Annotated in this window: 27 protein-coding genes; 14 read left to right on the top strand and 13 right to left on the bottom strand. The window is 65.8% G+C overall.

Annotated features, from left to right (window positions below; genetic code table 11):
* Positions 1-73: 73 nt before the first annotated feature.
* The 9 genes from AAFN88_RS11030 to AAFN88_RS10985 form a co-directional block, all read right to left on the bottom strand.
* On the bottom strand, positions 74-268 hold the full coding sequence (locus AAFN88_RS11030) for a twin-arginine translocation signal domain-containing protein (RefSeq protein ID WP_347520360.1): 195 nt from the start codon (positions 266-268) through the stop codon (positions 74-76).
* Positions 269-383: 115 nt separating this feature from the next.
* Positions 384-980: a molecular chaperone TorD family protein gene (locus AAFN88_RS11025; RefSeq protein WP_347521656.1), complete on the bottom strand. Its 597-nt coding sequence runs from the start codon at positions 978-980 to the stop codon at positions 384-386.
* Between the two features lie 302 nt (positions 981-1282).
* Positions 1283-2020 carry a DUF3306 domain-containing protein gene (locus tag AAFN88_RS11020; protein WP_347520359.1) on the bottom strand — a complete coding sequence of 246 codons (738 nt, stop codon included), beginning with the start codon at positions 2018-2020 and terminating at the stop codon, positions 1283-1285.
* A gap of 18 nt (positions 2021-2038) precedes the next feature.
* Positions 2039-2584, bottom strand: coding sequence for a DUF3305 domain-containing protein (locus AAFN88_RS11015; RefSeq protein WP_347520358.1), 546 nt, complete (start codon positions 2582-2584; stop codon positions 2039-2041).
* Positions 2585-2882: 298 nt separating this feature from the next.
* On the bottom strand, positions 2883-3374 hold the full coding sequence (locus AAFN88_RS11010) for a hypothetical protein (protein ID WP_347520357.1): 492 nt from the start codon (positions 3372-3374) through the stop codon (positions 2883-2885).
* A gap of 317 nt (positions 3375-3691) precedes the next feature.
* Complete coding sequence (locus AAFN88_RS11005; RefSeq protein ID WP_347520356.1) at positions 3692-4027, bottom strand: hypothetical protein; 336 nt, start codon at positions 4025-4027, stop codon at positions 3692-3694.
* Positions 4028-4368: 341 nt separating this feature from the next.
* Entirely contained in the window at positions 4369-4596 is a 228-nt protein-coding gene (locus AAFN88_RS10995) for a hypothetical protein (protein ID WP_347520354.1), read from the bottom strand.
* 58 nt (positions 4597-4654) lie between these two features.
* The gene (locus AAFN88_RS10990; protein ID WP_347520353.1) at positions 4655-5596 is read right to left on the bottom strand and encodes a transposase; all 942 of its coding nucleotides are present in this window, start codon (positions 5594-5596) and stop codon (positions 4655-4657) included.
* A gap of 566 nt (positions 5597-6162) precedes the next feature.
* Positions 6163-7113, bottom strand: coding sequence for an MBL fold metallo-hydrolase (locus AAFN88_RS10985; protein WP_347520352.1), 951 nt, complete (start codon positions 7111-7113; stop codon positions 6163-6165).
* A 445-nt stretch (positions 7114-7558) separates the two neighbouring features.
* On the opposite strand from AAFN88_RS10985, the gene AAFN88_RS10980 reads away from it, so the two are divergent.
* A complete protein-coding gene (locus AAFN88_RS10980) occupies positions 7559-8137 on the top strand; it encodes a hypothetical protein (RefSeq protein ID WP_347520351.1) in 579 nt (192 codons plus the stop codon).
* Positions 8138-8206: 69 nt separating this feature from the next.
* Here AAFN88_RS10980 and AAFN88_RS10975 read toward each other — a convergent pair whose 3' ends face one another.
* Complete coding sequence (locus AAFN88_RS10975; RefSeq protein WP_347520350.1) at positions 8207-8668, bottom strand: Lrp/AsnC family transcriptional regulator; 462 nt, start codon at positions 8666-8668, stop codon at positions 8207-8209.
* A gap of 139 nt (positions 8669-8807) precedes the next feature.
* Here AAFN88_RS10975 and AAFN88_RS10970 point away from each other — a divergent pair, with 139 nt between their 5' ends.
* Positions 8808-9089: a DUF6356 family protein gene (locus AAFN88_RS10970; protein ID WP_347520349.1), complete on the top strand. Its 282-nt coding sequence runs from the start codon at positions 8808-8810 to the stop codon at positions 9087-9089.
* A 152-nt stretch (positions 9090-9241) separates the two neighbouring features.
* Positions 9242-10183: a ChaN family lipoprotein gene (locus tag AAFN88_RS10965; protein WP_347520348.1), complete on the top strand. Its 942-nt coding sequence runs from the start codon at positions 9242-9244 to the stop codon at positions 10181-10183.
* 25 nt (positions 10184-10208) lie between these two features.
* On the opposite strand, the gene AAFN88_RS10960 is transcribed toward AAFN88_RS10965, so the two are convergent.
* Positions 10209-10640 carry an META domain-containing protein gene (locus AAFN88_RS10960; RefSeq protein WP_347520347.1) on the bottom strand — a complete coding sequence of 144 codons (432 nt, stop codon included), beginning with the start codon at positions 10638-10640 and terminating at the stop codon, positions 10209-10211.
* 128 nt (positions 10641-10768) lie between these two features.
* Here AAFN88_RS10960 and AAFN88_RS10955 point away from each other — a divergent pair, with 128 nt between their 5' ends.
* The 4 genes from AAFN88_RS10955 (at position 10769) to AAFN88_RS10940 (ending at position 13917) form a co-directional block, all read left to right on the top strand.
* Positions 10769-11269, top strand: coding sequence for a c-type cytochrome (locus AAFN88_RS10955; protein ID WP_347520346.1), 501 nt, complete (start codon positions 10769-10771; stop codon positions 11267-11269).
* A 53-nt stretch (positions 11270-11322) separates the two neighbouring features.
* On the top strand, positions 11323-11724 hold the full coding sequence (locus AAFN88_RS10950) for a GFA family protein (RefSeq protein WP_347520345.1): 402 nt from the start codon (positions 11323-11325) through the stop codon (positions 11722-11724).
* Between the two features lie 204 nt (positions 11725-11928).
* Positions 11929-12408: a PAS domain-containing protein gene (locus tag AAFN88_RS10945; protein WP_347520344.1), complete on the top strand. Its 480-nt coding sequence runs from the start codon at positions 11929-11931 to the stop codon at positions 12406-12408.
* 156 nt (positions 12409-12564) lie between these two features.
* Positions 12565-13917 carry a GNAT family N-acetyltransferase gene (locus AAFN88_RS10940; RefSeq protein ID WP_347520343.1) on the top strand — a complete coding sequence of 451 codons (1353 nt, stop codon included), beginning with the start codon at positions 12565-12567 and terminating at the stop codon, positions 13915-13917.
* Positions 13918-14073: 156 nt separating this feature from the next.
* On the opposite strand, the gene AAFN88_RS10935 is transcribed toward AAFN88_RS10940, so the two are convergent.
* Positions 14074-14739 carry a GntR family transcriptional regulator gene (locus AAFN88_RS10935; RefSeq protein WP_347520342.1) on the bottom strand — a complete coding sequence of 222 codons (666 nt, stop codon included), beginning with the start codon at positions 14737-14739 and terminating at the stop codon, positions 14074-14076.
* Positions 14740-14761: 22 nt separating this feature from the next.
* Entirely contained in the window at positions 14762-17707 is a 2946-nt protein-coding gene (locus tag AAFN88_RS10930) for an FAD-linked oxidase C-terminal domain-containing protein (protein WP_347520341.1), read from the bottom strand.
* A gap of 138 nt (positions 17708-17845) precedes the next feature.
* Here AAFN88_RS10930 and AAFN88_RS10925 point away from each other — a divergent pair, with 138 nt between their 5' ends.
* From AAFN88_RS10925 to AAFN88_RS10895, 7 genes are all read left to right on the top strand, one after another.
* Positions 17846-19033, top strand: coding sequence for an aminotransferase class V-fold PLP-dependent enzyme (locus tag AAFN88_RS10925; protein ID WP_347520340.1), 1188 nt, complete (start codon positions 17846-17848; stop codon positions 19031-19033).
* Positions 19034-19098: 65 nt separating this feature from the next.
* Positions 19099-20082 (top strand): TRAP transporter substrate-binding protein, encoded by a 984-nt coding sequence (locus AAFN88_RS10920; RefSeq protein ID WP_347520339.1) that lies wholly within the window; start codon positions 19099-19101, stop codon positions 20080-20082.
* Positions 20083-20218: 136 nt separating this feature from the next.
* Positions 20219-20761 carry a TRAP transporter small permease subunit gene (locus tag AAFN88_RS10915; protein WP_347520338.1) on the top strand — a complete coding sequence of 181 codons (543 nt, stop codon included), beginning with the start codon at positions 20219-20221 and terminating at the stop codon, positions 20759-20761.
* 3 nt (positions 20762-20764) lie between these two features.
* On the top strand, positions 20765-22045 hold the full coding sequence (locus tag AAFN88_RS10910; protein ID WP_347520336.1) for a TRAP transporter large permease: 1281 nt from the start codon (positions 20765-20767) through the stop codon (positions 22043-22045).
* Positions 22046-22054: 9 nt separating this feature from the next.
* A complete protein-coding gene (locus AAFN88_RS10905; RefSeq protein WP_347520335.1) occupies positions 22055-22834 on the top strand; it encodes an enoyl-CoA hydratase/isomerase family protein in 780 nt (259 codons plus the stop codon).
* Between the two features lies 1 nt (position 22835).
* Positions 22836-24053 (top strand): CoA transferase, encoded by a 1218-nt coding sequence (locus tag AAFN88_RS10900; RefSeq protein ID WP_347520334.1) that lies wholly within the window; start codon positions 22836-22838, stop codon positions 24051-24053.
* A gap of 28 nt (positions 24054-24081) precedes the next feature.
* Positions 24082-24516 carry a heme-binding protein gene (locus tag AAFN88_RS10895; protein WP_347520333.1) on the top strand — a complete coding sequence of 145 codons (435 nt, stop codon included), beginning with the start codon at positions 24082-24084 and terminating at the stop codon, positions 24514-24516.
* Positions 24517-24890: the final 374 nt, after the last annotated feature.

The following is a 24890-nucleotide window of genomic DNA, read 5'->3' as shown; positions in this document are numbered from 1 at the left end:
AGAGTGAGTTGGTACGGAAGGGCCCGTCTTGGAAATTTCCTCATGGCCCCGAAAGCCCTTTGGACGAACCGACCTAGAAACGGGCCAGTTCGTAGAACTTCCGCACGTGGTCGGTTTCCGCGTAGCCGGTTCCCTTCGACGGCGGCGAGACGGCCTCGACCGCGCCCGCCTGGGACGCTGTCACGGCAATCGCGGCGGCACCGGCACCAAGGCCGGCCTTCTTGAAGAAGTCCCGACGGCCCGCGTTGATCTCTTCCTTCTTGCTCAACGGTCCACCCTCCTTTGTCGTGGTGACCTTGTCGTTGCAGCGGTCGGGCCTAGAAGTCCGCTGCGCTCCCGAATTCCGCCCGTTTTCCGGATCGACCGGCCAACGGACGATGGCGCTAGGCCGCCATGTCGAACGCCTGGGTCTCGACCGCCAGGAAAAGGCGGCCGATGGTGCCCACAGGCATGTAGAGGACGGCCGACTGGGCCGCCTGCAGGTCCTCGAAGAACCGCGGCGCCCAGCAGCCGATGTGTGTGTCGAAGAATTCGCGCTGCACCGCCAGGTCGGCGGGCTCGCCGAAGCCGCCGGTGATCAGTCCGGCCATCATCTCGCAGAGCGCGGCGATATGGTCTTCGGGCTCGGCGACGTCATCGGCGCGGGCGATCTGCAGTTTGGCCATATCGCCGCGCAGCCGCGCCAGGGGCTTCTCGTTCAGGAACCCGGTGAGGTAGTAGGAAGCATAAGGCAAAAGCTCGCCGTGGCCGATGCCGACAAAGAGGTCGAAGTATTCCTGCTTGGCGGTTTCCATGCTGGTGCCGCGGGCCGCCGCGGCCAGGGCCTTGATCCCCTGCCCCAGTTCGGAGTCGTCGCCTTCGAGGCCACGCAGCATCAGCAGCAGTTGCTCGTTCGGCTCACGCGACAACAACTGCGCCAGCAGCGCATACCATCCGGCGCGCAACTGGTCTTCCTCCGATATCTGAACCTGCGCCGCCATGCTACCCAAGCGCGACACTCTCCCAACCTTCCGCCAGAGGCCGGTCTCCGGCCTGCGAAGCCGAGTACCGATCAGTACTCCTAAAGCCCCGCGAATCTGGCTCTATCGGCTCTATATCCCTGATTTTCCCAGGGTTTCTATCTTAGAACCTTTCGAATTAGACCCCCTTTGCGCGGCGACTGTCAACATAATCGCATGCTGCAGCGCACAACCCAAAGCAGGCTCGGAAAGGCCTATTTCTGCCCGCCGCCTTGCGACCTTTACGCAATGCGCGGGGAGAGATTAGCAACCTGAAGGAATGCCTAGCGGGTCGGCTCGCCCCAGCGGCGCTGGGAGGCGGAGCGCTGCGGCGCACGCGCGCCCCCGTGCCGCCGTGCCGGGGCGGCCGCCGCCAGCGGTTCGCCGGGGTTGCGCGCCTTCTGGCCAAGGGAGCCCGCGCCGCCGCCAACCTCCGGCGGCGCGCCCTCTCCACCTTGGGGTTCGGACAAGTCCGATGCCGCGCCGGGATCTCCCGCGGCCGCGTCGCCGGACTCCTCGGCGCCAGAAGCCCCGGCCGGCGCCGGCGCCGTGCCGGCTGTCGCCTCCACGGCCCGCTCCTCCGCCTTCTCCGCCTCTTCCTCGTCCTCGCCCAGCACCATGCCCTTGCCGACCTGATAAATGGTCTTCAGCCCCGCCACTACGGTCGCGGCATCGGTATAGTCCAGATCGTAGTCGTTGAGGCCATCGAGATGACCGAACACAGGGTCCAGGCGCCACAGCTTGCGCAACGCGCGCCGGCGCAAAGCGTCCGGGACGCCGTCCTGCAGGAAGACCGTGAAATCGGACTCGGCGTCCAGACTGTCGATATCGGGCAGGTCAGCCGGCTCGATCGGAGCCCGGCCCTCCTCCGGCAGGGCCTCCTGTCCCGCCGCGGCGAGGTCCGCCGGAGCGTCGCCGGGCTTCGTGCCGTCCTGCGCCAATTCGGCCTCGGCCGCTTCCCGCTTGCGCTGCGACCAGCGGGAGAGGAAGGCCTTGCCGCCGTCTCGGTCCTCTTTAGTCATAGGTTCCTCGGTCGCACATCAGGGACTGCGCCGGTCCTTCGGCGGCAGGGAGACCGGCGGGCGGCGGCTGAACAACTCGTCGCCGGGCGCGGCCTTCTTGCGTTTGCGCTTGGTGAAGACCTCGTCGACGTGGTGAGCGTCGACGAAAGCCTGAACGAAGGCGGCGACATCCTCGGGCATCGGCACGGGCTCGACGATTTCCTCGCCGCTGTCCAAGTAGTCCTGCGCCTCGTAAGGGCTGGCGGTCACCAGGAAGGGCAAATAGCTGTGCGGCGATTCCGGATCGTCGTCACGACGCAGCAATACATAGATGCAGGGCGGGTTTTGCGAGAGGTTCACCTTGTAGCTCTCGGTTTCGGCCCGGAACAGTTCGAGGCGCAGGGTGCCGCAATGGTACTGGACCCAGCCCTCGCCTCGGCGCAGTTCCGTCCACTCGCCCTGGGAATCGAGGACCGGCGCTCCCGGAACCACCGCCACCGGCCGCCAGTTGAAATCGATCCAAGGGTGATCGGAGCGTTGCCGCTCGATCACCACGCCAAGGGGCATGGTCTCGCTTTTTTCCATGACCTCCGCATTCCAACCGCAACCCGGCCCAACCGCAACCCGGCCCGCGCCGCCCGACACTAGATAGCCCGAAACCGGTTCGGCGCAAGGCCACCGCACGCGCCCGGACAGCGGCGCGGCCAAACGGCCCTAGAAGAAGAGGGTATGATTTTGTCTGGCACTTGGCCAGTGCGCGCGGCGGTTGTGCCTGGCGGTTGCGTTGGATGGCCGGAAACGGCGGCAACCCGGGCAGCCGCAAGGGCGGCCCGGAGAGACCGGGCCGCCCTGCTGCGTCGCTGCCGTCAACGAAGAGTCGCTATCAGTTCCAGGCCGAGGCCTGCGCGCTGCCGGTCATCTTGGCGGAGTAGGAGCGCGCCATGCGGACGTAGTAGGCGACCTCCTCGCTCTTGGCCGCACAGCCGTCCAGAGCGCCGTAGACGGAGATCTGCAGCAGGCCGCTCAACTGCTCGCCCTCGATGTGGCGGCGGCCGGCCTCCTGCAGCGGACCGCAAGCGTCGTTGAGCTGCTCCTCGACCGAGTAGAGCGCGTCGAGCAGCGGCAGATCGTGGCTCTCGGCCTCGACGATGGTCTGCGCCAGATCGCCCGAGACCTGGTTCTGATATGTGAACACCGCCGCGGCACGATCCTCGATGGTCTCGTCGATCAGCATCGGCACGACCAAGGAGTGCGCCGCGCTCACCGACGTGCCGATCGCCGCCATGGCGACCACGGTGGCCAGGGCGCGTTTCTTGAAACGGCCCCGCGGGTGCCCCTTGTGCTTGAATCGAAATCTCTTGTTTGAATTGCCCATATCTCTGTCCTCACCTGAAGCATTCGCATCGCATAGCCGGGCGGGCCTTGTTGCCGCCGCCGCACCCGATCCTCCGCAGGTGCCGCGGCCGGCCTTTTCCGGCACTTACTCTCGCGTGAAGCAGTCTGGGTGATTCAGCCTTTCCCGAATCTTACCAGTGCCCAGAGACCCTGGGTTTGTCACAGAAGCCGGGAAATTGAAGCAAATCGGCGGTAGAAGAACTGCGGATTCAGGCCGCCTTCCAGGGCCTGCGGCCACGTGGATTCAGTTCAAATCTGACGACAATTTGAGACATCGGCTTATGACGGTCGCGAGGCTCAGCTCGCCGCCCGCAGCTTCAGCTTCAGACCGACCACCTTGTAGACATCGAGGCCGGTGATGCTGGCGATCTCGCGAAACGACAGCGAGGTCTCGCGCAACAGTGTGGCCGCATGACGGTAGGGATTCATGCGCCGCTGCTTGGTTTTGCGCGCCTGGGTCACCGTCGAGGTCACCGCCTTGCGCAGTTCGTCGGCATCCAGGCCGCGCGACTGCGCGGCGCGCAGGGCGGCCTCGCGCCGCGCCTTGTCCTCCATGATGAAGTTATCCATCAGATGGACGGCGCGCGCGAAGCGGTCGAGGGATTCGGGATGGAAGCCCAGATCGTCCGTCATGTGCGCATCGCCGCGCGGCGGCGCCTGCCGCGGCTCTTCATCGATGCCGCCGGCCGCCGCCTCGTCCAGCGTCAGGCCGAAACGCTTGGCCAGCCGTTCGGCGGCCGCAAGGGCGTTCGACCTTTCGCCTTCGAAGGGGCTTTCGGCCGCCAACTGCAACAGATTGTGAAACCGCTGCCGCTCGGCCTCTGTGAATCCGACTGAAATGACGAGCTACCCCTGAGGTGAAACGAAATGCGCCAGTATAGCACCAAGGGTTAGCAAGACCCAAAAGACTGCCGCATTTTCCGGGCAGGCCCCAACCTCGGCTCTATGAAGCTTGAATGAAACTGGAACGACGGCTAGCCGCGCTTGTTGACCTCGCGGAGGCGCTCGCGCAGCCGCCGCGCAAAGGCGCCCGGCTGCTTCATGGGATCGATTTCCCCGGCCAGGTCGCGCAGCTCGTCGCGCGCCGATGCGAGACGCGGCTTCACCGACGTCTCATAGGTCTCGGCCGCCTTCGCCTGTACCTCCGGGTCGGCGGCAATGCGCCGCGCCGCGGAGACCAGCAGGTTTCGCAACAGAACCACGTGGAACTCTCCTTGCCTGAGCCGCCGCTGTCGGCGACGCCGCCTGTCTCCATTGAAATCAGGAGGCGGCCCGCTCTTCAAGATCCTTTTCGAAGCGCCGCACCGCGCGGCTGACGGTGCTGTAATGCACGCCGAAGTGCGCGGCAATAGTGTTCTGGCTATAGGCGCCGCTCAGATAAGCCCGTGCCATGGCTTCCTCGCGGCTGGGCGCCTGCGCGGCGAAACTCTGCAAGGGCGGCGGCGGCGCCTGCCACTGCGCCTTGGGAATTTCCGCCAGGCTGCCCCGGCCCGCCGCTTCGGCGGCGGCGCGCTCGCGCATCCGGACAACGAAGTCCTCGGAGCCGAGAAACACTTGATGGCGCAGGCTCTCCCAGACGGAGGGGCGGTCAGCGGCGATGTCCGCCGCGCAGCGGCGGCGCGCCGCATCCAGGTCCGGGGCATCCAGGTCCGGGGCATCCAGGTCCGGGGCAGGCAGGTCCGGGGCGGCGGAAGCGCCGGCATAGAGGCCCAGCAGATCGTCTACCGCCAGCCAGTCGGGCGCCGACCGTCCCGACGGCAGGCGCCCCAGCAGGGCCCGGCAGGAACTCCAGCGCCAAGCGGCGGCCTCTTCGGCCAGACCCAGTTCCAACGGCCGGCGCAGGACGTCACGGCAGACCGCGGCGACGAAGCCCGGCTTCTCCACCATGACCGCCCGGTAGCGGCCCTGAAACAGATGCCCGCCGACGCCGTGGCGGCGGTTGAAGGCCTGGGTGTAGCGTCCGTTGATCTGGCGCATGCCGCGGGCCAGCGTCGCCCGCCGGGTCTCCACCACCAGATGATAGCGGTCCGGCAGCAGGCAGTAGGCCAGGCAGCGCCAGTCGAAGCGTTCGCAGGCCTGGCCGACGATCTCCAGGAATAGCTCGGAATCCTCCGCCGCCCGGAACACCGTCTGACCGGCATTGCCGAGGGTGGTGAGATGATAGACCGCGCCGGGCAGTTCGAGGCGAAGGGGCCGTGCCATGGCCGGATTCTATCGCTTCCCAATGCAAATTCCAAGACCTGACCCTTTTACTTGTCCAACTCTCCGACAGGGACGGAGCCGAAGGCGCAGGCAGCAGACAACAGGAAGGCCGGCACCGGGGCACCGCGGATCGGGCACCAACCGCCGCCAGCGACGGCAAAGCGGCTGAACGGGGCCGGGCTGCAGGGGCTTGCTGGGAAAAATGATCGGCGGGGTGCCGGATGGGCGCCGGCACCCCGCCGGTCCAGGGACTGGGTGATCCCTGGTGTTCCGGAGCGCCGGGAGATGGGGTTGGCCCTCCGGAACGGGGCAGGTCAATGACGGAGACCCTAGGCCGCCTCTGTTTCTGCCGGATTTCGCGAGTCCGGAAATTTTGTTTCTTTCGCTTCATTTTGCCGCCCGGCGGCCGGGTGAGCCTCGCCGATGGCGCCGCCGGGAACCTGATGACCGACCGCGGTTGCGCCGCCCCCAAGATCGCCGGACTGCCGGCCCGGAGCATCCGCTTTTCGAACCCGACGTGAGCCGCGGGGACCTTATCGACCCGCGCCCCGGCCCCCGGCAGCCGTCTATTCGAACTCCATCTGCTCGAAGACCCGCCCGGCGTTGCGCTTGGCCAGTTCGTCGAAGGTGTCGAGGTGGGCGTAGGGCGACTGGTCGACGTAGAAGGCATCCTCCAGGCCGCCGCCCTCGTCCAGCAGCTTGCGGATCTCCCCGCGCAAGAAGACCAGGTAGTCCTTCGTGTAGCGGCGCACCTGATCCATGTTGGTCGGATGGCCGTGGCCCGGAATGACATAGGTGGCCTCCAGCGCCTCGAAATTCTCCCAGCTCTCCAACCAGGCGGCTGTGCCCGTGTCCTCGAAAATGGGCAGCAGCCGTTCGTGGAACGCCATGTCGCCGGCGATGACCAGGCTCTGTCCCGGCAACCAGACGGCGACGTCGCCCGGCGAGTGGGCGGGACCCAGGTTCTTCACTTCGATGCGGAAGCGGCCCATCTCGATGACCTTCTCGTCCTCGAAGGTCTCCGTCGGCCCCTGCAACACCGTGCCTTCCGCCTTGTCCTTGTTGTAGCCCCGCATCTGCGCGAGGATCTGCGGCCCGCGGTCCCCGAACTCGGTGGCCGCGTCCGCCTGCGCCAGGATCGGCACGCCCTGCCCCGCCCAGTAGGCGTTGCCCAGCATGGCATGCCCCTGTCCGTTCTCGTTGATCACGAGCTTCACCGGCTCGTCGGTGACCTGCTTGATCTCCTCGTGCAGCGCCTGGGCGAGCTGCGTGCAGGCGCCGGCGTTGACGACCACGACCCCCTCGCCCGTCACGATGAAGGACAGATTGTTGTTGTGTCCGGAATTCTCGTAGCTGGGCGGCGCCGTGGCCCCGATCGCCGACCAGACATGGGGAATCACTTCCACCGGTTTGCTGTAGAGCACCGACTGAGGATACTGGTCGGGGATGTCCTCGCTGGCGAAGCCGGGGGACGCGGCGGCGAGAAGGAAAACCAGAGCCGGGACCTGAAAACGCATAACCAAAGCTCTCCTGACTTCATTCGACGACAGCGCGGCAACCGACACACGCCAATACATTTTATTATTCAGATATTACTATGAGACAAGTTGGCGGGATACCCTTTTCCAATGCCGCTTGGGCCTTGCCGGCTAAAGCCGAAACGCCTCAGGGCCGGACATCTCGGCGCCCGCAGGCGCGCGTGGCGTTAACCCTGCCAGCGCCGGCGTCGAAGAAATCGCGCCGTTCTTCGCCCCTTCCTTCGCCATGGAGCGGCCGGCGCAAGACTTATGTATGAGATTCCCCATCCGCGCGTCGAAAACGTCGCAAACCAGTAAAAAATCTCTTAAAATACAAGGCAATGACAGAGGTCATGGTTAACGCCCCCAGGGACCGAGCGGCTGGCAGAGCGGCCGGGGACGGACCGGCCGACACCGTAAAAACAGACAACAGTAAGAGGCGAAGATGCACAGGCAGACGAGGAACAGAAAGCGGCCGCAGACGCGCGCCGTACCAGCCTCCGCCCGGCGGCAGTCGGCGTTGCTGGGCGTCGTCATCACGATCCTGATGGCCCTGCTGCTCTTCATGTGGGCGCAGCAGGCGCGCGCCGCCATCGGCGACGCCGCCATCACCGCCGGCCAGGCCGAGGAGACCCTCGACATGGCCAAGTCGCCGCGCGAGGTCTTCGTCGGCCGCTGGTACGGCGAGGACATGGAGGCCGGCAGCATCACCAAGCGCTGGCTGGTCGACGCCTTCCCCGACGGCGTTTTCCGCATCACCTTCCGCTTCTATGAAGATGATGGCGGCTACCGCGAGCAGATCGAGGTCGGCGAATGGGGGATTTCCGGCCCGGTCTACTTCCTCTCGACCAAGGGCTGGGTCGACGACGGCATGTTCCTGAAGGCCGACACCAGCAACGGTCAGCTCTACGACGCCTACAAGATCCTGAAGCTGGAACAGCAGGTTTTCGAGTACGAGCACTTCGTGAACGGCAACCGCTATCAGGTCCGCCGCGTCGATACCGGCTTCACGCTGCCCGAATAGCGCCCCGGTCCAAATCGCTCCGAGAAAGGTTGGAGCGACCCGCCCGCTGCGGCCCGGAGGCGGACTGCGCTAGGGCGCGTAGTCGACGGGCAGCGCCGTGGTGTACTTGATCGCCTCCATGGCGAAGCTGGAACTCACATCGAACAGCGGCACCGCGGCGATGAGTCGCTTGTAGACGTCGTCGTAGGCCCTGATGTCCGGCACCACCACCCGCATCATGTAGTCGATCTCGCCGCTCATGCGGTAGAGCTCGACCACCTCCGGGATCCGCGTCACCTTCTGGGCAAAATCCTTCAGCCATTTCTCGTCGTGCTGGCTGGTGCGGATGGCCACGAAGACGGTGACGCCGACGTTCATCTTCTCCGGATTCAGAAGAGCGACACGCCGCTCGATGATCCCCTCGGCCTCCAACTTCTGAATGCGCCGCCAGCAGGGCGAAGCCGAAAGGCCGACCCGCTCGGCGACCTCCGCCACCGGCAGGTCCACGTCCTCCTGCAACAGTTTGAGGATTCTTCGATCGATGTCATCCATGGAATAATAATCCAATAATTACCAACTTAGAGATATGAATTACCATGAAATTCCCGAAATTGCGGTAACTTTGCAAGCCGATTCCGCCCACGGCGGCCTATTCTTGAGGGCCGCTTGAGTTTGGAGCCCGATGTCCCCCGTGTCCTTTCGAGATCTCTTTACCGAACACCCGGCCAGCGTCGGGGAAACCTACTGGCAGCACTTGGCCTCAGCTTGGGGCTTTTCCTGGCGCATGATGCTGGCCTCCCTCGCCTGTCTGATCCATGCCCTGCTGCCCTTTCTCTTCGTGAAGACCGGCAGCCGTGCAATCACCGGCCTGCACGACCGCATGGTGGTGAACCGCCACCGCCAGGCAGCCCAGCACAGCGGCGCCGACTCTTCGGCCGGAACGCCGGCAGAGGCCGGCCGCTCCACCGCCTGACCGCGCAGCCTCTCCCGCTCGACATCCTCCCGCCCCGACATCCTCCCGCCCCGACCTGCTCCCGCCCCGACCTGCTCCCGCCCCGACTTGACGGGGCGGCGCCGAACCGCCACTAAGAACGCTGGTTGAGGCCAGCGGCGGGATCCAATCATTTGCGCGCACTTCTCTGCCTGGCGGCGTTATCCTGCCTCCTGACCGCCGCCGCCGAGGCGGCGCCGGCCCGCCTTCTGAACGACCATCCCCTGAACGGCAGTCTCTGGGACACGCGCAGCGGCCAGCCCACGACCGAGGATGCGCTTTTCTCCGCAGCGGCGGCCGCCGACTGGGTTCTGATCGGCGAGAAGCACGACAATGGCGAGCACCACCGCCTGCAGGCGCGCATCGTCGCCGCCCTCGGGCGCCGCGGGCGGCGCATGGCCGTCGTCTGGGAAATGGCCGAGCCGGAACACGCCGGGGCCCTCGCCGCCGCCCGCCTGGAAGACGTCGGCAGCCTGGAGGCAGCACTGGCCTGGAAGGCCCGCGGCTGGCCCGACTGGGACGAATACCAGCCGATCGCCGAGGCGGCCCTGGCCGCAAGAATGCCGATGCTGCCGGGGAAGCCCTCCCCGTCTCAGGTGCGCGCCCTGGCGCGTGGCGAGGATCTGGCACCGGACACTGCCGAATTGCTGTCCCGCTCACGGCGCTATCCGCCTGCGGTGCAAAGCGATTTGCTGGAGGAACTGGCGGCGAGCCATTGCGGCAGACTGCCCGAAGCGGCGCTCGCCCCCATGGCCGAGGTGCAGCGCTTCTGGGATGCCTCCATGGCCGATGCCCTGCGCCAAGCCACACAGCCGCCTCACGACGCCGAAGGAGCCATCCTCATCGCCGGCAGCGGCCACGTGCGCGAAGATCGCGCCGTCCCCTGGCACCTGGAAGGTGAGAGCCTCACGGTCGCCCTGGTGGAAGTCGTAGCCGGGCGCCAGACCGCGGCGGACTACCCCGCCTTCGATCCGCGGCTTTTCGATTTCGTCTGGTTCACGCCCCGCGTGGACGACAAGGACCCCTGCGCGGCGTTTTCTGAAGAGCGAGGCCCTGAAGAACCGGTCCCTGACTAGCGGATGACGGCCTTCGGCCGGATCTTCACTCGTCCGCGCGGAAACGGACCAGAATGTTGCCGGCGCCGTCGAGCAGCAGCAGATCGCCGCCTTGAAGGCGATAGCCGCGGGTGCCGTCGAGGGCGTTCAACAAACGGACCTCCTGACTCATGAGCGGCTCCGGGCAAGCGATCTTCGTGGCGCCCAGGTTCCCGAAGGACATGGCCTGCCCATCGATGATCACCGATCCGAAATAGCCGTTGCAGCCGGTGTGCCCGCTCACTTTCCCATCGGCGGCGACGTGGAGATTCGACTGCGGCTGCGGGGCGACAGGCTGTCCCGCCACCTCTTGCGCCACCCAGGTACGATCAAACAGGGGCTCGGCATCTTCATTGGTGTCATCCGGGCCGAGAGCGCAAGCCGCCAGCCCCGCCGCGGCAAGAGGCAAGAGCAGGAGATTCCGGGCACTCAGGTACAAGGCGTTGCTCCCTTCGTCGATTGCGCCGCCTGCCTGCGGCGGCCAATCAGGCTATCCCCGACTCGCCCGGGAATGCTACCACTCTCTGTACTGGGTACCTTATTCCACCGTCTGAAAGGATCGGCCATATGCAATCCGCCGCCGCCCCCCGCAGAGCAAGTTTCGTCTTCGCGACATTGCTTGCCGTCCTGGCAGTGACCGGCGCCGCGCCGGCGACGGCCCAGGATGCCGCGGCATCGGGCCAACGCAAACTGGTCCTTCCTCTCGCCAATGCCGAGGAGGGCCTGAAACTCTTCGTCGGCAAGGGTTGCGTCGTCTGCCATGCAGTGAACGGCGTCGGCGGCAAGGCGGCGCCGGCGCTGGACGCCGATGGAGACGATCCCTATTTCGACGTCTTCGATTTCGTCGCCCGCATGTGGCGCGGCGCACCGACCATGATCCTGCTGCAGGAAATGGAACTGGGCTATCAGATCGATCTCAGCGGCGAGGAACTGGCGCACCTGGCGGCTTTCGCCTCCGATCCCGACGTGCAGAACCGCTTCGGTGAAAGCGATATTCCGGAGGTCATCCGCGACTGGATGGTCGACGAGGTCTACGAGGAACTCGACCCAGACAACATGACGCGCTGACCCTTTGCGCGCGCCGGCGGCCCTTCGGGTGGCAGGCAAGGAGCGACAGTGGAATGACGACGACAGGCGGGCGCTGTCTTTGCGGCGAAGTGACATACGAGTACGACGGGCCGGAGAACTGGCGCGCCTACTGCCACTGCGAGAGTTGCCGGCGCAACACCTCCTCTCCGGTCACCGCCTTCTTCGGCGTGGCGCGGGCAGCCTGCCGCTTCACCGGCAAGAAACCGCATGTGTACGAATCATCGCCCGGAGTCCGCCGCCATTTCTGCGGCCGCTGCGGCACGCCCATGGCCTATGAATCCCTGCGCTTTCCGGATGAAATCCACCTCTACGCAGCCAGCCTCGACAAACCCGAGGCCTACCAGCCGCAAGGCCACGTCCACTGCGCCGAGCGGCTGCCATGGTTCGATGTCAGGGACGACCTGCCGCGCCACCCCTCTGGCGGCAGCGACTGAAGCGGTCCAGCGCTCCAAATATCACTTCCTCGCACGGCCAAGGTTCGTAATACTTCGCGTTCAGTGCTTTATTGATTTCAATAGCTTCCAAGCCTCTTCATATTGCTTTAAGTAAGAACTGGTTGGTAGCTGGTCGGTTGGAATCGCGGTCGGCAAGATGATGTGGCTATGTCCGCTTGCCGGCCCAAACAAAAGCAGGGTTCAGTGGTAAAGATCGCGTTGGAGGAAATTCCCGACACGGCCTGCGAAGAAGTGCGCTTCTTCTGCGACTACTGGCTCCGCCTGAAAGGAGACGCCCTACTCCCTTCCTGTGAGGTGCTCGATCCACTCGACTTCTTCGCCTACCTTTCGCGCGTCTTCATTGTCGAGGGCCGCAGCGTCGAGGAACTCCAAGTCCGCCTGGCCGGCACCGTCTACCGGGAACTCTACGGCTTCGAGGTCACCGGCAAGAAAGTCACCGAACTGATTCCCTTCGACAATCGGGGAGACATCTCGCTCAGCTACGGGCGCTGCATGCAGGAGAGAACTCCTGTCTACGACGTGAACAGGATGACCTGGCGCGAACGGGGCTCGGAAGTCCAGTTCGAGCGGATATTGTTACCTTTCGGGGACGATCTGGGCGTGGAGCGCATCCTGGGGTTCGCCCAGTTCTTCGATAGTGACGGTAAAAAGATATTTACCTAGCACCCGGAAATATTAACCATAAATCTTTACTTTTCATTGTGTAAACAAATCATTTACACAATAGACTCAATTTTATTTTAATTTTATCCAAGTAACCTCTTACTCGTGGTTGCGTGAATTTCGAAAATTCACTGACGCAATCTGCGAGATGGGGTCATGCTTAAATCATCCATTCCCGAAATCGGAGTCCTGGTTCCGCCGCTGTCGCAAGAAGCGGGGGGCTATACCATCGCCGGCTTCACGGCGGCAGACGCGCCCGATATTCCATGCGCTTTCCGGGCGGTCTATGGCGAGGACTACCTCAGTCCTCTGGTCTACGATCCAGCGGCCTTCACCGAACTGGTGAATTCCGGCGAGCAGATATCCTTCATCGCGCGCGATCCGCAGGGCGAGATCGCCGGGCACATCGCCCTGGCCTTCTCCTCCCCCAACCGGGGCGTGGTCGAACTCTGCCAGGGCATCGTCTCCCCGGAGCACCGCAAGTCCGGCATCTTCGTGCGGATGATCGACCGCGCCCTGGACTTCGCCCGCACCACGCTGGGCGCCCAGGCGATCCTCGGCATTTCGCTCACCAACCACATCGTCTCGCAGAAGGTCGTCTGCAAACTGGGGTTCCGCGACGTCGGCTTGGAAATCGACTACGTGCCTCAGCGCATGCTGGCGCGCGAAGGCGCCGGCGGCCCGGCCGCCACGCTGCTGCAATATCTCGACCTGGGGCGCAGCCCGCACGCCCCCTGCCACCTGCCCCCTTCCTATGCCTTGTGGTTCGCGCGCCTGTTGAACGACGCCTCGATCGACGGGCACCGCCAGATCACTCTGGCCACCGGCCTCGAGCAGCGCCCCAGCATCTGCGAAAGCAAGGACATGCCGCGCTTCGATATGGCGCGCCTGGTGGTGCGCCGCGCCGGCAACGACTTCTGGACTCTGGTCGGCGACCATGAGGCCCAGGCGGAGGCCGCCGGGCGGCGCAGTTTCCAAGTCTTCATCGGCCTCGGTACGCCGGAAGGCGCCGCCGCCGTGGAGCTGTTGCGCGGCTGGGGTTACGCCTGCAGCGGGCTGATGCCCGGCTACCTGGAAGGCGGCCAGCATGCCGCCATCATGTACCGCAGTTTCGAAGAGCCGTACTTCGAAGGCATCAAGCTTCACAACTCCGGGGCCCAGCGTCTATTGGACTGCGTGATGGCCGATTGGCAGCGCGCCGAACGCCTGGGCGCCGAACTGCGCCACGCCTTCGCCGACGAAGCGGTCGAAGCGCCGAGCCAGGCCACCCTGCCGTCGCTGCCCGACAGCGTCCGCACACCGGCGGAAACCACCATGCGGCTCCTGGGACTGGACGGCCGCGTCCCACTGCAGGACGGCGGCATGACGCCGGTCGATTTTGGGCCGGTCGACTTTGAGCCGAACGGCGAAGAGGAAGCCCGCCCGGCCGCGCCGCAGCCCGGAGTTCCCAAGGATACCGAGGGCGCGCACAGGGCCGGCGCGAAGCCCCCCAAGGCCATGCTGCAATAGACGGAAACGCTTTCGGAGGCGCGGCCCCTTCGCCGTGCGGGATCGCCGGTCAGGCTCACACCGCCATCCGGGACGCCGGGCACCCTTGCGAGCCGGGCACCCTTGTGAAAAGTCCGCTCTCCCGGTCTGCCGCCGAAGCCTCAATCGGCCGGCAGGCTACTCCGTGAGGGCATCCTTCACGGTCTGCAGCTTGTTGGACAGATGCTCCTTCAGCAGCACCGCCAGACGCTTGCCGTCGCGGGCCTTCAAGGCTTGCAGGATCTTCTCGTGCTCGTCCACCGCATTGCGCCAGCGTGCCGGCGACATGTTGGCCATGTAGCGCGCGCGGCGCACCCTGCCCGAGAGGCTGAGCTGCATCTGCGCCAGCGTCGGATTGCGGGCGGCATCCAGGATCATCTGGTGGATCTGCTCGTTGAGCTTGAAGTAGTCGCGCAGCGCGCCGGCCTCATACTTCACCACCATGCGGTCGTGCAGTTCCTGGATGCGCTCCAGCTCCGCATCGGTGATGTGCTGGCAGGCCAGCTCGCCGGACAGCGCCTCCAGGGCGCCCATGATCGGAAAGGCCTCATCCAGGTCGGCCAGGGTCAGCTTGGCCACGGCACAGCCGCGGTTGGGCGTCAGGAGCACCAGGCCTTCGGTGGCCAGCACCTTCATGGCCTCGCGCAGCGGCGTGCGCGACACGCCGAACTGCTCGCAGAGCTCTTTTTCCGCCAGCTTCTCGCCCGGGGCCAGGTCGCCCTCGGCGATCATGTGGCGCAGGCGGTCGGCCAGCTCGTTGTGGAGCGGGCGCCTTTGAATGGGGGCTGCGACTTCTATGCTCATGCCAACGTCCTCTGGTACCGCTTTAGTTTAGCGCAAGATCGGAGGATTCGCGAAGCACGCGTGCAACGTGAACGGCTTCCCTCCCCGCGCCGTCGGCAATCTGGTGCCGGCAGGAGGTGCCGTCGGCGACGACCAGCGCCTCGGCGCCTGCCGCGCGCACTCGCGGCAGCAGGCTGAGTTCGCCCATCTTGCGGGAGATTTCGGCGGTCTCCGCCTGATAGCCGAAGCTGCCGGCCATGCCGCAGCAGGACGATTGGATCAACTCCACCTCGAGCCCGGGAATGAGCGCCAGCACCGCCTCGATCGGCGCCACCGCGTCGAATGCCTTTTGGTGGCAATGCCCGTGCAAGAGAGCACTGCCGCCCGGCAGCGGCGCCAGCGGCAGCTCGAAGCCGCCGCCTTCGGGATCGAGCCTGGCGGCCACGAACTCTTCGAAGAGCATGACCCGCTTGGCCTGTTCGGCCGTCCACTCCTCGCCCAGCAGCGCCGGGGCCTCGTCGCGGAAGGTCAGCAGGCAGGAGGGCTCCAGGCCCACCACCGGCACCCCGCGGTCGACGGCGTGGCCGATGACCGCGAGACTGCGGCGCATCTCCGCCTTGGCCTCCTCAACCAAGCCGGCGGCGAGGAAGCTGCGCCCGCAGCACAGCGGGCGGCCTCCATCGTCGGGCCGCGCCTCGACCGGCGCGAAGCCGGCGCGCAACAGCACCGTTTCGGCGTCGCGAAGATTGTCCGGCTCGAAGTAGCGGTTGAAGGTGTCGGCGAAGAGAATGACCTCGTCGCCTTGCGCCGGCAGTTCCTTCTGACGGTAGACGTCGCCGCGCCAGCGCGGCAGCGGGCGGTCGGCGGCAAAGCCCAGAAGGCGCTGCGACAGCGCCGCCAGACCCGGCAGGCGGTCGCGCAGGTTCAGCAGCCAGGGCGCCTTGGACGCATAGGGGGCATAGCGCGGCAGATAGGCGACCAGCATCTCGCGCAGGGCCACGCCCTGCTTTTCGGCGCGGGCCGCCAGAACCTCGATCTTCATCTTGGCCATGTCGACGCCGGTCGGGCACTCGCGCTTGCAGCCTTTGCAGGAGACGCAGAGGGACAGGGTCTCGGCCATCTCGTCTGAGGCGAAGGCGTCCGGCCCAAGCTGGCCGGAAATCGCCAGGCGCAGGCTGTTGGCGCGCCCGCGCGTCAGGTCGCGTTCGTCATGGGTAACCTTGTAGGAAGGGCACATGACCCCGTCGACCTTGCGGCAGGCGCCGTTGTTGTTGCACATCTCAACGGCGCCCTGGAACCCGCCGCCGGCGCCCGGATAGGCCGACCAGTCGAAGACGGTATCCAGCTCCGGCACCCGGTAGTCCGGCGCGAAGCGGAAGAGCGAGCGGTCGTCCATCTTCGGCGGCCGCACCACGCGGCCGGGGTTCAGAACCCCCGCCGGGTCCATACGGTCCTTCACCCACTCGAAACTCTCGACCATGCGGTCGCCGAACATCTCGCGGTGGAATTCCGACCGCACGATGCCGTCGCCATGCTCGCCGGAATGCGATCCCTTGTATTCCCGGACCATTTCGAAGGCTTCTTCGGCGATGGCGCGCATGGCCTTCACGTCCTGGTCCAGCTTCAGGTTCAGGACCGGTCGCACGTGCAGGGTGCCGACCGAGGCGTGGGCGTACCAGGTGCCGTCGGTGCCGTGCTTGTGGAAGATCTCGGTCAGGCGGCGGGTGTACTCCGCCAGGTCGGGCAGTTCGACGGCACAGTCCTCGACGAAGGACACCGGCTTACGCTCCGCCTTCATGGACATCATGATGTTGAGGCCCTGTTTGCGAACCTCCCAGATCTGCTTTTGAAATCCGGCGTCGACGGCTTCCACCACGCCGCCGTCCTTCTTGCCCGGGTCCCCCCAGCGGTAGCCGAGCTGCGCCATCATCTCGCCCAGCGCCTTCAGCCGGCGCAGGTTTTCGTCCTGGTCCTCCTCGGCGAATTCGACCAGCAGGATGGCGCCGGGTTCGCCGCGCACGAAGCGGTCGACCACCGGGCGGAACATCGGGATGTCGCGGCTCAGCTCGATCATGTTGCGGTCGACCAGTTCGACCGCCGTCGGACCCAGGGTCACCAGATGCTGGGCCGCGTCCATGGCGTCGTAGAGCGTCGGGAAATGACAGGCGCCCAGGGTCTTGTTGGCCAGGATCGGCGAAAGCTTCAGGGTGAGGCGCTCGCTCAGCGCCAGCGTGCCCTCGGAGCCCACCAGCAGGTGGGCAAGGTTGTTGGTCGCGCCGCCCTCACCGAGCCCCGGCATCAAGGCGTCGATGTTATAGCCGCCGACCCGGCGCAGCACCTGTGGGAAACGCGCACGGATTTCCTCCGCCTCGCGCCCGCCGAGGTCGAGCAGATCCTGGAACAGCGCTGCCACCGCATTGGTCTCCGCCAAGCCCGGCCCCGCGTCGCGGCGCACCTCGCCGAAGGTCGCCTTGCTGCCGTCGGCCAGCAGGGCGTCGATGGAAGCGACGTTGTCGCGCATCAGGCCGTAGCGAATCGAGCGCGAACCGCAGGAGTTGTTGGCCGCCATGCCGCCGATGGTGGCGCGCGAAGCCGTGGAGACGTCGACCGGGAACCACAGGCCGGTGGGCTTCAGCGCTGCGTTCAACTGGTCGAGCACCAGCCCCGGCTCGACCACGCAGGTCTGCGACTCCGGATCGACGGAGACCAGATTGCGCAGATTCTTGGACAGGTCGACGACCACGGCGCGGTTAACGGTCTGCCCGCACTGAGAGGTGCCGCCGCCGCGCGGCAGAACCGGCACTCCCGCTTCGCGGGCGATCTCCAGCGTGGCTTCGACGTCGGCCCAAGTCTCGGGCACCACCACGCCCAGCGGCACGACTTGATAGACAGAGGCATCCGTCGCGTAGCGGCCACGGCTGAAGAGATCGAAGAGAACCTGCCCTTCGATGTGCTGTTCCAGGCTTCTGGCCAGGTCACCACTGCTCATTGTTGACAATCGCCTCAGATATGTATTTTGTATTCAGTATTCATAGCGACAAAAACCCGGGATGCGCAAGGGCTGGTCAAACAGCAGGTATCGCGAGCGGGTCCGTCGGGAAAAGCCGGAACGGCTGATAGGGGAAGCATGCCAGGGCGTCATTTTCTTCAAATTCCAGGACCCACCAACGTACCGGATCGCGTGCTCCGGGCCATGGACCTTCCAACCATGGATCACCGCGGGCCGAAGTTCGGCGTGCTGGGCCAGCGCGTGCTGGAAGGTATGCGTTCCATCTTCAAGACCAAGGGCCGGGTGGTGATCTACCCCGCCTCCGGCACCGGTGCCTGGGAGGCGGCCTTGGTCAACACCCTATCCCCCGGCGACCGGGTGCTCATGTTCGAGACCGGCCATTTCGCCACTCTATGGAAAGGCCTGGCCGAACGCATCGGCGTGGTGCCGGAGTTCATCGCCGGCGATTGGCGCAGCGGCGCCGACCCGGCGGCCATCGGCGCCCGCCTGGCGGAAGACAAGGCCCACCAGATCAAGGCGGTTTGCGTCGTCCACAACGAAACCTCGACCGGCGCCACCAGCCGCATCGACGAGGTGCGCAAGGCGATCGACGAGGCCGGCCATCCGGCGCTGCTGATGGTGGACACCATCTCTTCCTTGGGGTCCATCGACTATCGCCATGACGAGTGGGGTGTCGACGTCACGGTGGCGGGCTCTCAGAAGGGCCTCATGTTGCCGCCGGGCCTGTCCTTCAACGCCATCAGCGAAAAGGCGCTGGCGGCCTCCAAGACCGCGAAGCTGCCGCGTTCCTACTGGTCGTGGGACGAGATGCAGGGCCCCAACGACACCGGCTTCTTCCCCTACACGCCGGCCACCAACCTGCTGTACGGCCTGGCCGAAGCCGTCGACATGCTGCACGAGGAAGGGCTCGACAACGTCTTCAAGCGCCACGACCGCCACGCCGAGGCGACGCGCCGTGCCGTGCGCGCCTGGGGCCTGGAAGTGCTGTGCAAGAACCCGCGCCATTACTCCAGCTCGCTGACCGCGGTGCTGGTGCCCGAGGGGCAGAGCGCCGACCACTTCCGCAAGGTGACCCTGGAAAACTTCGACATGTCGCTCGGCAACGGCCTGTCCAAGATCGCCGACAAGGTGTTCCGCATCGGCCACCTGGGCGACTTCAACGATCTCATGCTCATGGGCACCCTCTCCGGCGTGGAGATGGGCCTGGAGCTGTCCGGCATTCCCTACCGCCGTGGTGGGGTGCAAGCGGCCCTCGGATACCTTTCGGGCCAGGACCAGTCCTTGGCGGAGGGCGCCGCCGACTGAACCGAGAGCAATCAACACCTGCGCAGATCCGCGATAACGACAAACAAAACCCTGGGGAGGATACAATGCGAATTATTGGACTTGTAAGTGCAGTTGCCCTGACGGGGCTGCTCGCCAGCCCGGCGGCGGCCGAGAAACTCACCCTGAAGTTCGGTCACGTCGGCGCGCCCGGCTCGCTCTTCGAGGCGAGCGCCAACGAGTTTGCCCGCTGTTCCAACGCCGCGCTGGGCGACAAGGCCGAGGTACAGGTCTTCGGCTCTTCTCAGTTGGGCAAGGACAGCGAACTGCTCCAGAAACTGAAGCTCGGACAGGTGGATTTCTCCCTGCCGTCGTCGGTCATGTCCTCGGTGGCGAACGAGTTCGGCGTCTTCGAGATGCCCTACATCATCAAGAGCCGCGAGCACATGAAGCGGGTTCAGGACGCCATCCTGGAGAGCAAGCTGCAGCCGGCGGTCCAGGCCAAGGGCTACCGCATCCTCGGCGTGTGGGAGAACGGCTTCCGCAACATCACCAACAACACCCGGCCGATCAACAAGCCGGAAGATCTGGACGGCATCAAGCTGCGCACGCCCAAGGGCGCCTGGCGGGTGAAGATGTTCAAGCTGTACGGCGCCAACCCGACGCCGATGGCGTTCTCCGAAGTCTTCACCGCACTGCAGACCGGTGTCATCGACGGCCAGGAGAACCCCTACGCGCAGATCTGGTCGGCCAAGTTCCAGGAGGTCCAGAAGTACCTCTCGATCACCGGCCACGTCTACACCCCGGCTTACCTGCTGGTCTCGGACAAGCACTTCTCGGCCCTGCCCGGCGACGTCCAGGCCGAGCTCTCCAAGTGCGCCACCGCGACGCAGGACTTCGTCTACAAGACGGCCGCGGATCTGGAAACCGATCTGCTGAGCAAGCTCAAGGCCGGCGGCATCCAGGTCAACGTCGCCGACAAGGACGCCTTCATCGCCGCTTCCAAGCCGATCTACACCGAGTTCGCCACCTCCATCGATGGCGGCCAGGAGCTGATCGACACCGTGCTGAAGCTCGGCGAAGGCTCCTAAGGCTTGACCCAAACCCGGGACCCCAGCGGTCCCGGGTTTCTTCTTTCATGCGACACCGTGCCGGCGCCTGCCGGCGAGAATCGTTCGCCCGCCGAAGCAATGGCGATGGGCGCTATCTTGAGGAGTGTGCCTGCCGATGCTGAAGGCGGCCCAAAGAACCCTGGAGTGGCTGCTGGAGTGGATCACCATCATCCTGATGGTCGCCCTCTCCGTGGTGGTCATCATCGCAGTCTGTTTCCGTATGGTGGGAGACTCCCTGTCCTGGTACGACGAGATCGCCGCCATTCAGCTTTCCTGGATCACCTACTACGGCGCAGCCCTGGCCGCGCTGAAGCGCAGCCACATCGGCTTCGACAGCGTCCTTCTGGCCGTCCCCATGCCGGCGCGCATGGTCGCCGTGGCGCTGGCCGAGATCACCGTCATCGGCTTCTTCGTAATCATGACCTGGGCGGGCATGGAGGTGCTGGAGGTGCTTGAAGGTACCTACCTGATCTCCCTCACCTGGGTGCCGGTGCAGCTCACCCAGTCGGTCATCCCGATCGGCGGCGCGCTGTTCATCCTCTGTGAACTTCTCAGTTTACCGCACTACTGGCGCATGACCGCCTCCGGCACCTCGCTGGAGCATGCCGAAATCGAGCAGGAAGTGGAGCACGAACTGAAACAGGCGGGAGGCCGCTGAGCCATGCTTATGTTCGTGATTTTCGCAGCCCTGGTGCTGATGATCTGCCTCAACGTGCCGATCGCCATCGCGCTGGCGGTTTCCGCTGTCATCGGCCTGGTCGCCACCGAGGGCGCCGGCAGCCTGGTCACCGTCGCCCTCGACATGTACGACGGCTCCACGAAGTTCTCGCTCATCGCCATCCCGATGTTCGTGCTGGCCGGAGCCATCATGAACGCCGGCGGCATCACCGACCGCTTGATCAACTTCGTCTCCGCCCTGATCGGCTTCGTGCGCGGCGGACTGGCCATGATCAACATCGGCGTCTCGCTGTTCTTCGCTGAGATCTCCGGCTCGGCGGTGGCCGACGTGGCGGCGCTGGGCTCGATCCTCATTCCGCAGATGAAGAAGCGCGGCTATAGCGGACCGCTCGCCGCCGCGGTCACCTCTTCCTCGGCCTCCTTGGCGATCATCATCCCGCCTTCGATCCCGATGATCCTCTACGCCGTCTCCGCCGGCACCTCGGTGGAGCAGCTCTTCGTCGCTGGCGTGGTCCCCGGGCTGATCGGCGCCGCCGGCCTGATGGGCGTCGCCTACGCCTTCGCGCGCCGTTACAACCTGCCCGTCGAGGAAGCCTTCGACATGGCGCGCCTGCGGCGCACCTTCGTCGAGGCCCTGCCGGCCTTCACCCTGCCCATCATCATTCTGGGCGGCATCTTCGGCGGCTTCGTGACCGCGACCGAGGCCGCGGGCCTGGCGGTCATCGCCGCCCTGCTGGTCGGTCTCTGGTATCGGCAGATCGACATCCGCCACCTGAAACGGGCGATGCTGGACGGCGGAATACAGACGGCGGTGGTCATGCTGCTGGTCGCCTCCTCCGTCCTGATGGGCGGATTCCTGACCCGCGCCCAGGTGCCGCAGGATCTCGCCGCGGCGATCCTCGACTTCACCGAGAACAAGTACGTCATCCTGCTGATCCTCAACGTCTTCTTCCTGGTGATCGGCTTCTTCCTGCATTCGGCGGCGGCGATCATCCTGGTCGTTCCCATCGTCATCCCGCTGATCGCGGCGGCCGGCATCGATCCGGTCCATTTCGGCCTGGTGGTGACGCTCAACCTGGCCATCGGCCAGCAGACGCCGCCGGTCGCCAGCGTGCTGATCACCGCCTGCACCGTGGCCCGCGCCAACATCTGGGAAGTCTCGAAGGTGAACGTCTATTTCATCGCCGTGCTATTGACGGTACTGATGATCTGCACCTACGTGCCGGCTATCCCGATGTTCCTGGTCGAGTACTTCTACAGGTAGGATGAAGTCATGAGCGACGAACTGCTCTACCAAGTGCGTGACGGCATCGGTTTCGTCACCTTCAACCGGCCGCAGGCGCGCAACGCCCTGACCTTCGCCATGTACGAAGGCCTGGCGGAGATCTGCGGCACCGCCGCCGACAAAGGCGACGCCAAGGCCCTGGTCATCCAGGGCGCCGGCGACAAGGCCTTCGCCGCCGGCACCGACATCGCCCAGTTCCGGGACTTCAAGACGCCCGAGGATGCAATACAGTACGAACGGCGTATCGACCGGGTGCTGACGGCGGTGGAACGCTGCCCGCTGCCCACCGTGGCGGCGCTGGCCGGGGCCTGCACCGGCGGCGGCGCCGGCATCGCCGCGGCCTGCGACATCCGCATCGCCGCGCGCGACTTGAAGTTCGGCTTTCCCATCGCCCGCACGCTGGGCAACTGCCTCTCGGCCATGAACCTGGCCCGCCTCTCGGCCTTGATGGGGGCCGGACGCGCCAAGGAGGTCATTTTCACCAGCCGCCTGGTCGGCGCCGAGGAAGCCTTCGCGGCGGGCCTGGTGACCGAGCTGCTGGACGGCAAGGCGGCGGTGGAGGCGCGCGCGGCCGAACTCGCGGAGCAGCTCGCCGGCCAGGCACCGCTGACCCTCAAGGCGACCAAGGAGGCCCTGCGCCGCCTCGCCGTGGCCGGCGCCGAGGTGGAGGACGAGGACCTCATCGTCATGTGCTACACCAGCGCCGACTTCCGCGAAGGCCTGGAAGCCTTCCTCGCCAAGCGCAAACCGGACTGGAAAGGCCGCTGAGATGACCGAACGAAAGAACGGCCCCCTCACCGGCTGCCGCGTCGTCGAACTGGCGCACATCATGGCCGGGCCTGTCTGCGGACTGATGCTGGCCGACATGGGCGCCGAGGTCATCAAAGTAGAGAAGCTGGCCGGCGACGACACCCGGCGCATGCTGCCGCCCGACATCGCCGGCGAACCCGCCGCCTTCATGATGATGAACCGCAACAAGCGCGGCATCGCCCTGGACCTCAAGCAGCCGGAGGGCAAGGAAGCGCTCCTGCGCCTGCTCGACCGCGCCGACGTGGTGATCGAAAATTACCGCAAGGGCACCATGGAGAAGCTGGGCCTCGGCTACGAGACCCTGAAGGCCCGCAACCCCGGGCTGATCTACTGCGAAATCTCCGGCTTCGGCCGCAGCGGCCCCTACGCAGAGCGCGGCGGCTTCGACCTCATCGCCCAGGGCATGTCCGGCCTCATGTCGATCACCGGCGAGGGGCCCGGCCGTCCGCCGGTGAAGGTCGGCGCGCCGGTCACCGACATCACCGCCGGCATCCTGGCCGCCATGGGCGTCTGCGCCGCCTACGCGCGCAAGCTACAGACCGGCGAGGGCCAGAAGGTCGACACTTCGCTCTTCGAGGCCGGCATCGTCCACACCTACTGGCAATCGGCCATCGCCTTCGCCACCGGCGTCTCGCCGGGCGCCATGGGCTCGGCCCATCCTCTGAACGCACCCTACCAGGCCTTCCGCACCGCCGACGGCTGGATCAACATCGGCGCCGCCAATCAGAAGAACTGGGAGCGCCTGCTGGACATCCTCGACCACCGCGAACTGCGCGACGACGGGCGTTTCCTCAGCAACGACAAGCGCATGGCCAACCGCGAGGCGCTGGAGGCCGAGCTCAACAAGGTCTTCGAGACCAGGACGACGGATGAGTGGCTGCGCGTTCTCGAGCAAGGCGGCTTTCCCGCCGGGCCCGTGCTCTCCGTCGGCGAGATGCACCAAGACCCCCAGGCGCTCGCCCGCGAGATGATCGTCGAGACCGAGCACCCTGTCGCTGGCGCGGTGAAGAGCATCGGCCTGCCGGTGAAGTTCTCGGAGACGCCGGGCGGTGTTGCCCGCCCCGCCCCGCTGCTCGGCCAGCACAGCCGCGAGATCCTCACCGAATTGGGCTACTCCGGCACCGAGATCGACCGCCTTGTTCAGGCCGGCGCAACCATCGATGCCGCACCCCTGTAGCCCCAACTGCCAGCAAAAAGGCCAGACGATGCCGGACCCCATCAGCCTCACGCAGGCCAATGCCATCATCGAGGTCGCGCTTGAGAAAGCCGCAGAGATGAAGCTGAAACCGCTGACCGTCGCGGTGCTGGATGCCGGCGGCCACCTGAAAGCACTGGCGCGCCAGGACGGCACCTCGACGCTGCGCCCGGAGATGGCCCAGGGCAAGGCGCGCGGCGCCATCGCCCTGGGCCTCGGCTCCCGCGCCCTCTTCCAGCGCGCCCAGGAACAGCCCTTCTTCATTCAGGCGGTCAATGCGCTGTGCGACGGATCCCTCGTGCCGGTGCCCGGTGGCGTGCTGGTGCGTGATGCGGCCGGCGTCATCGTCGGCGCCGTGGGCATCACCGGCGACACCTCCGACCACGACGAAGCCTGCGCAATCGCCGGCATCGAGGCGGCGGGGTTTGAAGCCGACCCCGGCTGATGCGCCTTTATTCACGGTCCCCTGGTACCCACGGTCCTTGGCGATCCTCGCTGCCGAAGCGCGGCGAAATCAACCAAAAGCTGAGTACGCTCCGGTATCGCAGCCGGGACAAGAAAAATCGGCAATGGCCTGGAGGTGCCGCCGCTGCGCGGCCCAACGCCGCGGCGTCCCGCCGCTTTCCCCGCTGCCGGCACCCGCTACGGTCACAAATTGTTACGCAATATTTCATCCCTGCGGGGTCCGCCGGGTTCGGTTTTCGCGGCCCCGGCCGGCCGAATACACCCCCGCGCCCCGAAAGAGGCAAGCGCGGCGGCACTTTGCGGACGGTAACACCGACCCGCGGCGATCGTCCATCCGGGCCCAAGGCGCCCGCC

This window comes from Pelagibius sp. CAU 1746 (assembly GCF_039839785.1).
Classification (GTDB): Bacteria; Pseudomonadota; Alphaproteobacteria; order Kiloniellales; family Kiloniellaceae; genus Pelagibius.
The sequence above is the reverse complement of the archived record's forward strand: the minus strand, read 5'-3'. Positions and strand labels throughout refer to the sequence as shown.